Here is a 12,600-nt window from a genome sequence, read left to right on the forward strand (position 1 = left end):
ACCTCGGGCTCGAAACGCAGCGAGGCGTCGTTGAGCTTGAGCTTCTCCAGCGCATCGCGCAACTGGTCGTACTCGCTGGCTTCGGTCGGATACAGACCGGCGAAGACCTGCGGCTGGATTTCCTTGAAGCCGGGCAGCGCCGTTTCCGCGGGGCCCAGGTTGTTCGGGAGCTTCTTCTCCAGCGTGATGGTGTCGCCCACCTTCGCCGCCGCCAGCTCCTTGATGCCGGCGATGATGAAGCCGACCTCGCCGGCGTTCAGCTGGGGACGGTTCTCGGACTTGGGCGTGAACACGCCCAGGTGCTCGGCCGGATAGACGGCGTTCGTCGCCATCATGCGGATCCGCTCGCCCTTCTTCAGCGTGCCGTCGACGACGCGCACCAGCATCACCACACCGACGTAGTTGTCGAACCAGGAGTCGATGATCATGGCGCGCAGCGGGGCCTCGACCACGCCTTTGGGCGGAGGCATGCGGGCGATGACGGCTTCAAGAATTTCGTCGATGCCCATGCCGGTCTTTGCCGAGCATGGGATCGCGTCGGTGGCGTCGATGCCGATGACGTCTTCGATCTCGGCCTTGGCGCCGTCCGGGTTGGCCTGCGGCAGGTCCATCTTGTTCAGGACCGGGATCACCTCGACGCCGAGCTCCAGCGCCGTGTAGCAGTTGGCCACGGTCTGCGCCTCGACGCCCTGGCTGGCGTCCACCACCAGCAGCGCGCCCTCGCAGGCGGACAGCGAGCGGCTGACCTCATACGAGAAGTCCACGTGTCCGGGCGTGTCGATCAGGTTGAGGTTGTAGACCTGACCGTCCTTCGCCTTGTATTGCAGCGCGGCGGTCTGCGCCTTGATCGTGATGCCGCGCTCGCGCTCGATGTCCATCGAGTCCAGCACCTGCGCTTCCATCTCCCGGTCCGACAAGCCGCCGCACCGCTGGATGATCCGGTCGGCCAGGGTGCTCTTGCCGTGGTCGATGTGGGCAATGATCGAGAAATTGCGGATGTGGTTCATGGACTCGGGGTGGGACCGCGCATTCGTCCGCGTGTCCAGCCGCGCTCGATCGGAGCACCCTGAATCACGTCGCGGTCGACCGGTCGAGGCAGTGAAGCACGGCCCTTCTCAGAGCCGGAACTGGACATAAAAAAAAGGCACGTCGAATTGGTGACGCGCCTTCCAACAAAACGTATGGCAACTGCTTGTTGGGCTTTCATTGTAGCCAAAAGCCCCGCCCTGGAAACCGCATGGATGCGAGCTTCGCGGTCGTTGCCCTTCGCCAACAGCGATTTTGTACACAGGTTATCCACAAAAAGCTGAGGACATCCTGTGGATCGCTGAAGCCCGCCAGAGCGGTGTTCCGATTCACCGTCGGAACGGCGACAAAAGCCAGCTGACGCGGCTCGATTGTAGCGGAGCAAGGCACCAATCCCCCGCCTTGGTCACATCCGTGAGCAAGCACCAACCGACGCTAAATTTCTCGTCCGGCTTCCTAACGCGGCCGGGATTCCGCATCGCGGAAAGCCCCAGGCCAGCGCTGGGTTGACCGGGCAGCCTGGGCCCCCAGCCGCCGTTCACCCCTTGCCGGGCTTGAGCACGACGTAGGTCGCCACGTCGCCGCGGCGCACCAGCATCTGCAGGCTCTTGCCCTTCTCGAGCTTGGCCAGCACCGCCTGGAACTGCTTGACCGTCTTCACGTCGACGTTGTTGGCGCTCAGGATGACGTCGCCCACCTTCAGCCCGGCGCGCGCGGCGGGCCCTTCTGCGGTGTCAATCTTCAGGCCGCCGTCGACCTTCAATTCCTTGCGCTGGGCGTCGCTCAACTCGCTGACGCTCAGACCCCAGGCCTGCGCACCGCCGGCAGCGGGCGCCTCGGCTTCCGGCGTGGCGGGGTTGCGGTCATCCGGCAGCGCCTGCATGGTCGCGGTCAGCTCCTTGTAGGTGCCTTTGCGGAACACGGTCACCTGCACCTTGGCGCCGGGCTTCGCCGCGGCCGCCAGGCGGCGCAGGTCGACGGCCTTCTCCACCGGCTTGCCGTCGAACTTGGTGATCACGTCGCCGAGCTGCACCCCCGCCTTGTCGCCGGGACCGGCCGGCGTGATGCGGGTGATGAGCGCGCCCTGCGGCTTGCCCAAGCCGATGGCCTCAGCCACTTCCTTGCTGACGTCGTCCGGATAGACGCCCAGCATGCCACGCGTGACGCGGCCGCTGGCGCGCAGCTCGTCGGCCACCCGCATCGCCTCATCGATCGGGATCGCGAACGAGATCCCCATGAAGCCGCCCGACTGGCTGTAGATCTGCGAGTTGATCCCCACCACCTCGCCGCGCAGATTGAGCAGCGGTCCACCCGAGTTGCCGGGGTTGATGGCCACGTCGGTCTGGATCAACGGCAGCAGGTCGCCGGTGTCGCGCGCCTTCGCGCTGACGATGCCGGCCGTGACCGTGTTGTCGAAGCCGAAGGGCGAGCCGATGGCCATCACCCATTCGCCGACCTTGAGCTTGCTGACGTCACCCATGCGCAGCAGCGGCAGATTCTTCGCGTCGATCTTGAGGACCGCGACATCGGTGCGGCGGTCCAGGCCGACCACCTTGGCCTTGAACTCGCGCTTGTCGGTCAGCGTGACGGTGACCTCGTCAGCCTCGTCGACGACGTGCGCATTGGTCATCACGTAGCCGTCGGCCGCGATCACGAAGCCCGATCCCAGACCGCGACGCTGCGGGGAATCGTCATCGTCCTCGTCGTCCGGCGCGGGATTGGGCGCCGGCGTGCCGCGTCGCTGCTGTGGAGGGACGGGAATGCCGAAGCGGCGCAGCAGCTCGCGCATCTGCTCGTCGACTTGCGCGTTGGCGGCCTTCACCTTCTCGGACGTCCGGATGTTCACCACGGCCGGGCCGGCTTGCTCGACCAGCGCGCTGAAGTCCGGCAGCGCCGCGACCATCTGCGGCGCCGTCACCGGCATCGCCGGCTGTGCGACCACGGACTGCGCGAACGCCGGCAGCGACGCGCCCAGGACGGCCGCGCCAGCGACCGTCAGCGCAAGAAATCGATGAGAGCGGAAACGCTGGCGATCGAGGCGATGAAGATTGGGCATGAACACTCGCGAGAGGCGATGCAGGAAGACAAGGCTCACATCATGCCCGGATTTGATCGGCGTGCATGACGCCAGCCTTAGGCCAAGAAGAGGTGCAGCCGCAGCGATGTCCAGGTCGATCCGAGCCCTCGTCGCGACAGCGCCAACCACCCACGCGCGCGGTGGCCGAGCGGTCGGCCCTCCTCGTCGCGGGCACGCAGACGCACCAGCATCCAGTGCTCGGTATCGATGAACACTTCGGGGACGACGGCAAGCGGCTCGCCCGCGCGTTCCCACCACCAGAGCGCGCCGTCGAAGCGCAAGACCTCGGCGACCGCGGGCCGCGTCGGCAGCCACCAGCCGAGCATCGCGAACGCGCTCACGCCCGCCATCGCGGCCAGGCCGACCTCGTCCGACCACGCCTGAGGGAAGTCAGCCAGGTGAACGATCACCGCGGCCATCACGGCTGCGAGCCCCGCGCCGGCGAGCGCGCGCGAGAACCGCTGCCAGCGAGGATCCCTCGCGCATGAAAAACGCCGGGCGATGGCCCGGCGTGTCGAGGATCGATCCGGCGTCATGCGTCGCCGTCCGATGCGGACTGAAACTCAGACCCGCTTGAAGATCAGGGTGCCGTTCGTACCGCCGAAACCGAAGTTGTTCTTCGCGGCGTACTCGATCGGCATCTTCCGCGCCTCGTTGGCGCAGTAGTCCAGGTCGCAGTCGGGATCCTGGTTGAAGATGTTGATCGTCGGCGGAACGACCTGATCATGCAGCGCCTTGACGGTGAAGACGGACTCGATGCCGCCCGCGCCGCCCAGCAGGTGACCGGTCATCGACTTGGTCGATGACACGACCAGGCCGCTCTTGGCGTAATCGCCGAAGGCCGCCTTGATCGCGTTGGTCTCGTTCGCGTCGCCCAGCGGGGTCGACGTGCCGTGCGCGTTCATGTACTGGATCTGGTCCGCGTTCAATCCGGCGTTGCGCAGCGCGGCGCGCATCGAGCGCGTCGGACCTTCCACGTCGGGCGCGGTCATGTGATAAGCGTCGGCGCTCATGCCAAAGCCCACCAGCTCGGCGTAGATCTTGGCGCCGCGCTTCTTGGCGTGTTCGTACTCTTCGAGCACCAGCACGCCGGCGCCCTCGCCCAGCACGAAGCCGTCGCGGTCCTTGTCCCAGGGCCGCGACGCGGTCTTGGGATCGTCGTTGCGGGTCGACAGGGCGCGGGCCGCGGCGAAACCGCCGACGCCCAGCGGGCTCACCGTCGATTCCGAACCGCCCGCCACCATGATGTCGGCGTCGCCCGCCTCGATCATGCGACCGGCGGTGCCGATGCTGTGCAGTCCCGTCGTGCAGGCCGTGACGATCGCCAGGTTCGGCCCCTTGAAGCCGCACTGGATCGACACGTGGCCGGAGATCATGTTGATGATCGAGGCCGGCACGAAGAACGGACTGATGCGGCGGGGGCCGCGGTTGGTCAGTTCCTCATGCGTCTGCTCGATCATCGGGAGGCCGCCGATGCCGGAGCCGACGAGCACGCCGATGCGTTCCGCCAGTTCCGGGCTCAGCGCGTCGCCCGTGGGCAGCCCCGCGTCGCGGATCGCCTGCAGCGAAGCGGCCAGCCCGTAATGGATGAACGTATCCATGTGGCGGGCTTCCTTCGCGGGGATGTAGTCATCCACCTTGAAGTCCTTGACCTCGCCAGCGAAGTGGCAGGCCAGGTTGCTGGCATCGAAACGGGTGATGGTGTCGATGCCGGACTTTCCGGCCACGATGTTGGCCCAGCCCTGCTCGACCGTGTTGCCCACGGGCGAGATCAGGCCGAGACCGGTGACGACGACGCGACGACGGCTCATGCTGCTTGCTTACGCCTTCTGGTGCTTGACGGCGTAGTCGATCGCGAGCTGGACGGTCGTGATCTTCTCGGCCTCTTCGTCCGGGATCTCGATGCCGAACTCGTCTTCGAGGGCCATCACCAGTTCCACGGTGTCCAGAGAATCGGCGCCCAGATCGGCCACGAAGGCCTTCTCATTGGTCACATCGGCTTCGGGCACGCCGAGTTGCTCGGCGATGATTTTCTTGACACGTGCTTCGATATCGCTCATGACTCCTCCAGGAGGGGTTTGCTAGAACAACCCGGGATTCTAAGGCCTTAGAGTGGCGCCCCTAGACGGACCTCCCGAGGCGCGCCCTCCACGAGGGGATACGGCGCGCGCTCGCACTCTATCAGCCCCACACCGGCCGGGTGAATCCGGTGGGTGGGCCGCCCGCGGACCGTCCGCGGCCGGTGCTCCACCTCAATTCATGTACATGCCGCCGTTGACGTGCAGCTCGACGCCGGTGATGTAGCTCGCCTCGGGCGAGGCCAGGAAGGCCACGGCATGGGCGATCTCGTCCGGGTCGCCCAGGCGGCCGGCGGGGATCTGCGCCAGCAGCGCGGTCTTCTGCGCCTCGGGCAGCACGTCCGTCATGTCGGTGGCGATGAAGCCCGGCGCCACGCAGTTCACCGTGACCGAGCGGCTGCCCAGCTCACGAGCCAGGGCACGCGTCATGCCCGCGACGCCGGCCTTGGCGGCGGCGTAGTTCGCCTGACCCGCGTTGCCGGACGCGCCCACCACCGAGGTGATGTTGACGATGCGGCCGTAGCGCTGCTTCATCATCGGACGCATCACCGCGCGGCTGGCGCGGAACACGGCCTTCAGATTCGTATCCAGGACGGCGTCCCAATCCTCGTCCTTCATCCGCATGGACAGCATGTCCTTGGTGATGCCGGCGTTGTTGACCAGGACCTGGATGCCGCCGTCCTGCTTGACGATGGCGTCGATCAGCGCGTCGACGGCCTCGCCGTCGTTGACGTTGAGCACCGCGCCGCGGCCGCCGTGCGGCTGCAGCGCTTCGCTGATGGCCTGGGCGCCGGCTTCGCTGGTGGCGGTGCCGATGACGACGAAGCCCTTCTTGGCCAGGGTCAGCGCGATCGCGCGGCCGATGCCGCGGCTGGCGCCGGTCACCAGGGCCACTTGCTTGTTGTCGGACATGAGAATTCCTTGAATGCGGAGTTCGTTCGAGAGATCGTTCGAATCAGGTCTGAACGCGGGTCGCGCCGGGCCTCAGCCCAGCAGCGCGCGGGCCTCGGCCAGCGAGGCCGGATCCAGCACGGTCGCGCTGACGAGCTCGCCGTCGATGCGCTTGGCCATGCCGGCCAGCACCTTGCCCGGGCCGCATTCCAGAAGGGTCGTCAGGCCGCGCGCCTTGAGCGCCTGCACCACCTCGACCCAGCGCACCGGGCCGAAGGCCTGGCGATAGAGCGCGTCGCGCAGCGCCTGGGCGTCGTCGGTCACGGCGACGTCAATGTTGTTGATCACCGGGAACGCAGCCGGCTGGAACTGCACCGCGGCCAGCTTCTCGCGCAGGCGGTCGGCGGCGGGCTTCATCAGGCTGCTGTGGAAGGGGGCGGACACCGGCAGCGGCAGCGCGCGCTTGGCGCCCGCGGCCTTCAGCGCCTCGTTGGCCTTCTCGATGCCGGCCTTGCTGCCCGCGATCACGGTCTGCTTGGGATCGTTGAAGTTCACGGCCTCGACGACCTCGCCGGTCTCGGCGGCCACGCTGGCGCAGACCTCGCGCACCACCGAAGCGTCCAGGCCCAGGATGGCCGACATCGCGCCCGTGCCCACCGGCACGGCGTCCTGCATGGCCTGCGCGCGGAAGCGCACCAGCGGCAGCGCGTCGGACAGGCTCAGCGCGCCGGCGGCGACCAGCGCGGTGTACTCGCCCAGCGAGTGGCCGGCCGCAGCGACGGGCGCCAGGCCGGTTTCGGCGATCCACGCGCGGTAGCAAGCCACGCCCGCGGTCAGCATGACCGGCTGGGTGTTGGTGGTCAGATCCAGCTGCTCCTTGGGACCGTTCTTGATCAGCGCGCCGACGTCCTCGCCCAGCGCGGCCGAAGCTTCGGCCAGCGTGCGGGCGACTTCCGGATGATCGCCCCAGGCGTCCAGCATGCCCACCGATTGCGAGCCCTGGCCGGGGAAGACGAATGCGAAGTTCTTGCTCATGGCGGTTGAAATCCCAGACTGTCTATTCAATGGTTGGAGCGCGCATGACAGCGCGGCACGCCGGTGCCGCCGCGTCGAGCGCGCGAGCCCCAGCCGACTCGGGTCGGCCCGGGCGGGCGTCGGGGGTCAGAAGTCCAGCAGGACCGCGCCCCAGGTGAATCCACCGCCGACGCCTTCCAGCATCACCGTGTCGCCGGCCTTGATCTTGCCGGAGCGCACCGCGGCGTCCAGTGCCAGCGGGATCGACGCGGCCGAGGTGTTGCCGTGCTCGTCGACGGTCACGATCAGCTTGTCCAGGGACATCTTCAGCTTCTTGGCCGTGCCCTGCATGATGCGGATGTTGGCCTGGTGCGGGATCAGCCAGTCGATGTCGGACTCGCTGCGGCCGGCCTTCTCGAGCACCGCCCGCGCGACCTTGTCCAGCACGCCGACAGCGAGCTTGAACACGGCCTGTCCGTCCATCTTCAGCAGCGGGTGACCCAGCACCGCGCCGCCGGACACGGTGCCCGGGGTGCAGAGGATGTCGACATGGCGGCCGTCGGCGTGGAGTTCGCTGGCCAAGATGCCGGGCGTGTCGCTGGCGCCGAGCACCACCGCGCCGGCACCGTCGCCGAACAGCACGCAGGTCGTGCGGTCCTTGAAGTCCAGGATGCGCGAGAACACTTCCGCGCCCACGACCAGCGCCTTGCTGGCGGCGCCGCTCTTGATCATCGAATCGGCCACGGTCAGCGCGTAGACGAAGCCCGAGCACACGGCTTGCACGTCGAAGGCGGCGCAGCCATGGATGCCCAGCTTGTTCTGCAGCAGGCAGGCGGTGGACGGGAAGACCATGTCCGGCGTGGACGTGGCGACGATGATCAGATCGATCTCGTCGGGGCGGACGCCGGCGGCCTCCAGCGCGGCCAGCGAAGCTGGGAGCGCCAAGTCGCTGGACGTGACGTCTGGCGCGGCGAAATGGCGGGCGTGGATGCCGGTGCGCTCCACGATCCAGTCGTGCGAGGTCTCGATCCCGTCACGGGCGAGGCGCTCGGCCAGATCCTGATTGGAGACGCGGGGTCCGGGAAGATGGCTGCCCGTACCGAGAATGCGGGCGTAGCGCGGGGAAGCAGTGGTCATGCAGCTTGGGCGGCGGAAGTCGCCTTGTCTCCAGCATCGCCGCCCTCCTCATTGGCAGGCGCGGGGAGCGCCTGCAGCGTCGCGACGATGCGATCGTGAACCCGGTCTAGGAGCCGGTTGCGGGCCGCATCATACGCCCGGTTCAAAGCCTGCTCGAAAGCGAATGCATCGGCCGATCCGTGGCTCTTGAAGACCAGGCCGCGCAGGCCCAGCAGCGCCGCGCCGTTGAAGCGGCGGTGGTCGACGCGGTCCTTGAAGCGCTGCAGCACCGGCATGGCCAACAGCGCGATCAGCTTGGTGCCGGCGTTGCGGGTGAACTCGGCCTTGATGAAGCTGGAGATCATGCTCGCCAGCCCCTCGGCGGTCTTGAGCGCCACGTTGCCGACGAAGCCGTCGCAGACCACGACGTCGGTCGTGCCCTTGAAGATGTCGTTGCCCTCCACGTTGCCGTGGAAGTTGATCTGATCGTGGGCGGCGACCTCGCGCAGCAGCTCGCCGGCGCGTTTGATGGTCTCGTTGCCCTTGATCATTTCCTCGCCGATGTTGAGCAGGCCGACGCTGGGGTTGTCCTTGCCGTCGACCGCCGACACCAGTGCGCTGCCCATCACCGCGAATTGCAGCAGGTGTTCCGGGCCGCAGTCGACGTTGGCACCCAGGTCCAGCACCGTCGTGAAGCCGCCGATCTGGTTGGGCATCACCGTGGCGATGGCGGGGCGGTCGATGCCCTCCAGCGTCTTGAGCAGATATTTCGCGACCGCCATCAGCGCGCCGGTGTTGCCGGCCGACACGCAGGCCTGCGCCTGGATCGCGGAGCCGTCCTTGCCGGCCTTGAGCTGCTGGAGCGCGACCCGCATCGACGAGTCCTTCTTGCGGCGCAGCGCGACCTCGATCGGATCGTCCATGCTGACGACCTCGCTGGCGGGCACGATGCGGGCGCGCGGCCAGGACGCGGCTTCCTTGAGCGCCTCGGGCTGACCGACGAGCAGCAGCTCCGCCTGCGGATGCGCGGCCAGGAAGGCCTTGCAGGCCGGGAGCGTCACGGACGGGCCGTGGTCGCCGCCCATGCAGTCCACCGCCAGACGGAGGGGCTCGGCGGAGGGCGAAGAGCTGGAGGCGGGAATTGCGGACATCGAAAGCTGGAAAGTGGCGCCGACCAGGCCGACTGTAGCGAGCGTGCAAGAAACATGCGCGACAGCCGGCCATTCGGCCAAGCCGCCGACCTTACGCGAGCCGCCCCAGGGGGACAAGCGAGGGCACCCGCGGTGGCCGGGCGTCGATCGGGGTCAGCGGAAGAAGAGGAAAAGGAAGAAGGAGCGGAAGAGGGAACGAAAAGAGGATCGATCTGCCGCATCGGGACGAACGAAAGCCCGGCAACGCTATTCGCGGAGCCGGGCTTGCATCATTCGATGGGGACCAGGCGGGGCACCGTCGGCGCCCTGCGCGGCCGGATCGACCAGTCGATCAGGCGGCGTCGGCCTTGGTCTTCAGCACCTTGCGGCCACGGTAGAAGCCGTTGGGGCTGATGTGGTGACGCAGATGCACTTCGCCGGTGGTCGGCTCGATCGCGGTGCCCGGCGTGGTCAGGGCATTGTGCGAGCGGTGCATGCCGCGCTTCGACGGGGACTTCTTGTTTTGCTGAACGGCCATGTTGATTCTCCTGAAGGCTTCGGCTTCGTGGGCTACGGTGAAGTCGAGGCTTGCTCGGGCTCTCGAGAGAACTCGAGCTGTGCCGCGGATCCGTGTTCCGCTACCGACGCCTCGGTCCCGGCCTGTTGCCTGATGACGATTCGACTGAATCGCCGATGCGAGCCGGGAAAGCCCGAGACTATAGCACAAGCCCCTCAGGCTTTACCACCCGTTCCCTTCTTCAATGCGGCGAGCGCGGCGAAGGGGTTCGGACGGGCCTCCCCCTCCTCGGCCGCCTCGTCCTCTTCGACGTTGGCATGCGGCAGCGGCTCGGGGCATTCCTCGTGGCGCGGCACCACGGGCAGCTCCAGCAGCAGCTCGTCCTCGACCAGCTCGCGCAGGTTGAGGTGGCGGGCCAGCGCCAGCACGTCGTCGTCGCTGTCCATGTCCAGCTCGGCGGCCTGATCCTCGTCCTTGACGAAGCGGAACCAGCGCGACACGGTCAGGTGTTCCTCCACCGGCTTGAGGCAGCGCTGGCAGGTCAGCGAGACCTGCGCCTCGGCGGACAGCTCCAGCCAGACCTGCGCGGCGCCGCCCTTGGGCGTGCGCAGCTCGCCGCGGGTGGACCAGGTGACGGCCGGCCAGTGAGCCGGGTCGGATTCGGGCGCGGCCGACTCGGCCAGGCGCGGCAAGGCGGTGGCGGGCCACTCGCCCTCGAGCGAGGCGCCCTCGCGGGCGAAGGCCTCGACGTCGAGCTTCAAGGGATCGAAGGAACGCGGTTTCATGGGGCGCAAGTGTACGAGCCCGATGGGAGAATCGCGCCCCATGACCGCCCCGCCCCGCCCGTTGATCCTGGGCTCCACCTCCCGCTACCGGCGCGAGCTGCTGGAGCGCCTGCGCGCGCCCTTCGAGACCGCCGCGCCCGATGTCGACGAGACACCCCATGCCGGCGAGACGCCCGAGGCGCTCGCCCGCCGGCTGGCGCTGGCCAAGGCCCGCGCGGTCGCCGCACGTTTCCCCGAGGCGCTGGTGATCGGCTCCGATCAGGTCGCCGATCTCGACGGGCAGCCCATCGGCAAGCCCGGCACGCATGAGCGCGCCGTCGAGCAGCTACGCGCGATGCGCGGCCGCACGGTGGTGTTCCAGACGGCACTGGCCGTGGTCTGCCAGGCCACGGGATTCGTCGCCGAGGATCTGGCGCCGGTGCGCGTGCGCTTCCGCGACCTCAGCGACGCCGATATCGAGCGCTATCTGCGCGCCGAGCAACCCTATGACTGCGCCGGCAGCGCCAAGGCCGAGGGCCTGGGCATTGCGCTGCTTGACGCGATCGACTCCGACGATCCGACGGCGCTCATCGGCCTGCCGCTGATCCGCACCGCCGCGCTGCTGCGCCGAGGCGGACTCGACGTGCTGTCGCTGCTGACCTGATTTCCCAGGGCAGGCGCCGGACGCTCAGACCCGCCCCTTCATTTCTCTCGTTGACTGCCACCCCAATGACCCGCGGCCGCCTCTATCTCGTTCCCAACACCCTCGACTTCGGCATGGACGGCCAGGAGGTCGATCTGCGCGAGGTGCTGCCCGATGCGGTGCTCGCGCGCGCCGCATCGATCACGCACTGGGCGGCCGAGAATGCCAAGACCACGCGCGCCTTCCTGAAGCGCGTGGGCGCGATCCACCCCCTGGCGTTGCCGCTACAGGAGCAGCGCATCGAGGAACTGCCTCGCCCGCCCAAGGGCCGAGGCCCGGCGGCCAACGCCGCCATCGCCTCCTCCAGCGAGGAGAAGCTGTGGCTGGCGCTGCTGACGCCCGCGCTGGACCACGGCCAGGACATCGGGCTGATCTCCGAGGCAGGCATGCCCGCCGTCGCCGATCCAGGCGCCAAGCTGGTCGCCGCCGCGCATGCGGCAGGCATCGAGGTGGTGCCGCTGACCGGGCCGAGCTCGCTGCTGATGGCGCTTGCGGCCAGCGGCCTGAACGGCCAGAGCTTCGCCTTCGTCGGCTATCTGCCGCTGGAGGCGGCCGAGCGCAGCGCTCGCATCAAGGCGCTGGACGCCTTCTCCGCCCGCGAGCAGCAGACCCAGCTCATGATCGAGACGCCCTATCGCAACGGCGCGCTGCTGCAGGCGCTGCTGGCGACGCTCAAGCCGGGCACCCTGCTGTCGGTCAGCTGCGGGCTGAGCCTGAAGAACGCCTGGACGCATTCGGCCACGGTCGCGCAATGGCGCCAGGCGCCGAAGGCGCTGCCGGACAAGGTGCCGGCCGTGTTCGCGATCCTCGGCGCGCGCTGAGCCCGCCCGAAGGCGCCCTCGCCACAGGCCCCACGGCGCCGGACGGGCCGGAGAGCCAGAGAGCCGGGAAGCCAGGCGAGCCAGAAAGCACAACGGCCAGCAGATGCTGGCCGTTTCGCTGGCTTCACGACGCCGGACTCGGCGTCGATCGGCTCAGATCAGGACTCGCTGTCCGCCGTGATCGGCGGCTTCTTGGCGCCGAACAGCGCCGCGACCTTCTTCTTCGGCTTGATGTTGGCCGAGATGCCACCGCGGGCGGCCGATGCCTGCCCCTTCTCCCAGGCGGCGGCTTCCGAGCGCTCGTTCGACTCGTAGGGCTTGTCGAACAGCGGGTCGTAGGCGGCTTGACGCTGCGGTGCGCGATAAGGGGCCGACGAGCCATAGGCCTCGTCGCGACGATCCTCGCGCTCGCGACGGAAGTCGCGGCGCTCACCGCTGCCTTCGGTGCGCTCTCCACGGTCAC

General features: G+C 68.2%; 13 protein-coding genes and 1 pseudogene. 2 read left to right on the forward strand and 12 right to left on the reverse strand.

The features are described 5' to 3' along the window. The 11 genes from ABDW59_RS23620 to ABDW59_RS23670 all read right to left on the reverse strand — a co-directional run. Nucleotides 1–1,007, reverse strand: a 1,007-nt coding sequence (locus tag ABDW59_RS23620) for a GTP-binding protein (protein WP_343633769.1), incomplete at its 3' end; no start/stop codon positions are given. A gap of 557 nt (nt 1,008–1,564) precedes the next feature. After that, nucleotides 1,565–3,082, reverse strand: a complete 1,518-nt coding sequence (locus ABDW59_RS23625; protein ID WP_343633771.1) for a DegQ family serine endoprotease — start codon at nt 3,080–3,082, stop codon at nt 1,565–1,567. Between the two features lie 77 nt (nt 3,083–3,159). Next, entirely contained in the window at nt 3,160–3,639 is a 480-nt protein-coding gene (locus ABDW59_RS23630; protein ID WP_343633773.1) for a hypothetical protein, read from the reverse strand. 27 nt (nt 3,640–3,666) lie between these two features. Continuing rightward, entirely contained in the window at nt 3,667–4,914 is a 1,248-nt protein-coding gene (gene fabF / locus ABDW59_RS23635) for a beta-ketoacyl-ACP synthase II (RefSeq protein ID WP_343633775.1), read from the reverse strand. 9 nt (nt 4,915–4,923) lie between these two features. Beyond that, the gene (acpP, locus tag ABDW59_RS23640; RefSeq protein ID WP_058936430.1) at nt 4,924–5,163 is read right to left on the reverse strand and encodes an acyl carrier protein; all 240 of its coding nucleotides are present in this window, start codon (nt 5,161–5,163) and stop codon (nt 4,924–4,926) included. A gap of 192 nt (nt 5,164–5,355) precedes the next feature. Beyond that, nucleotides 5,356–6,093, reverse strand: a complete 738-nt coding sequence (gene fabG / locus ABDW59_RS23645; RefSeq protein ID WP_343633777.1) for a 3-oxoacyl-ACP reductase FabG — start codon at nt 6,091–6,093, stop codon at nt 5,356–5,358. 72 nt (nt 6,094–6,165) lie between these two features. Then, nucleotides 6,166–7,107, reverse strand: coding sequence for an ACP S-malonyltransferase (gene fabD, locus ABDW59_RS23650; protein ID WP_343633779.1), 942 nt, complete (start codon nt 7,105–7,107; stop codon nt 6,166–6,168). Between the two features lie 126 nt (nt 7,108–7,233). Next, a complete protein-coding gene (locus ABDW59_RS23655) occupies nt 7,234–8,223 on the reverse strand; it encodes a beta-ketoacyl-ACP synthase III (RefSeq protein ID WP_343633781.1) in 990 nt (329 codons plus the stop codon). After that, the gene (gene plsX, locus ABDW59_RS23660) at nt 8,220–9,353 is read right to left on the reverse strand and encodes a phosphate acyltransferase PlsX (protein WP_343633783.1); all 1,134 of its coding nucleotides are present in this window, start codon (nt 9,351–9,353) and stop codon (nt 8,220–8,222) included. The genes ABDW59_RS23655 and plsX overlap by 4 nt, the downstream gene beginning before the upstream one ends. Nucleotides 9,354–9,684: 331 nt before the next feature. Then, nucleotides 9,685–9,870, reverse strand: a complete 186-nt coding sequence (rpmF, locus tag ABDW59_RS23665; protein ID WP_343633785.1) for a 50S ribosomal protein L32 — start codon at nt 9,868–9,870, stop codon at nt 9,685–9,687. A 194-nt stretch (nt 9,871–10,064) separates the two neighbouring features. Continuing rightward, nucleotides 10,065–10,634: a DUF177 domain-containing protein gene (locus ABDW59_RS23670; RefSeq protein WP_343633787.1), complete on the reverse strand. Its 570-nt coding sequence runs from the start codon at nt 10,632–10,634 to the stop codon at nt 10,065–10,067. 40 nt (nt 10,635–10,674) lie between these two features. On the opposite strand from ABDW59_RS23670, the gene ABDW59_RS23675 reads away from it, so the two are divergent. Together ABDW59_RS23675 and ABDW59_RS23680 are read left to right on the forward strand one after the other, a co-directional pair. Then, nucleotides 10,675–11,277 carry a Maf family nucleotide pyrophosphatase gene (locus ABDW59_RS23675; RefSeq protein ID WP_343633789.1) on the forward strand — a complete coding sequence of 201 codons (603 nt, stop codon included), beginning with the start codon at nt 10,675–10,677 and terminating at the stop codon, nt 11,275–11,277. 65 nt (nt 11,278–11,342) lie between these two features. Continuing rightward, nucleotides 11,343–12,137 carry an SAM-dependent methyltransferase gene (locus tag ABDW59_RS23680; protein ID WP_343633791.1) on the forward strand — a complete coding sequence of 265 codons (795 nt, stop codon included), beginning with the start codon at nt 11,343–11,345 and terminating at the stop codon, nt 12,135–12,137. A gap of 158 nt (nt 12,138–12,295) precedes the next feature. On the opposite strand, the pseudogene ABDW59_RS23685 reads toward ABDW59_RS23680, so the two are convergent. After that, nucleotides 12,296–12,600, reverse strand: a pseudogene (locus ABDW59_RS23685) (ATP-dependent helicase); the annotation flags it as partial.

The organism is Roseateles sp. (genome assembly GCF_039595295.1).
Lineage (GTDB): Bacteria > Pseudomonadota > Gammaproteobacteria > Burkholderiales > Burkholderiaceae_C > Roseateles.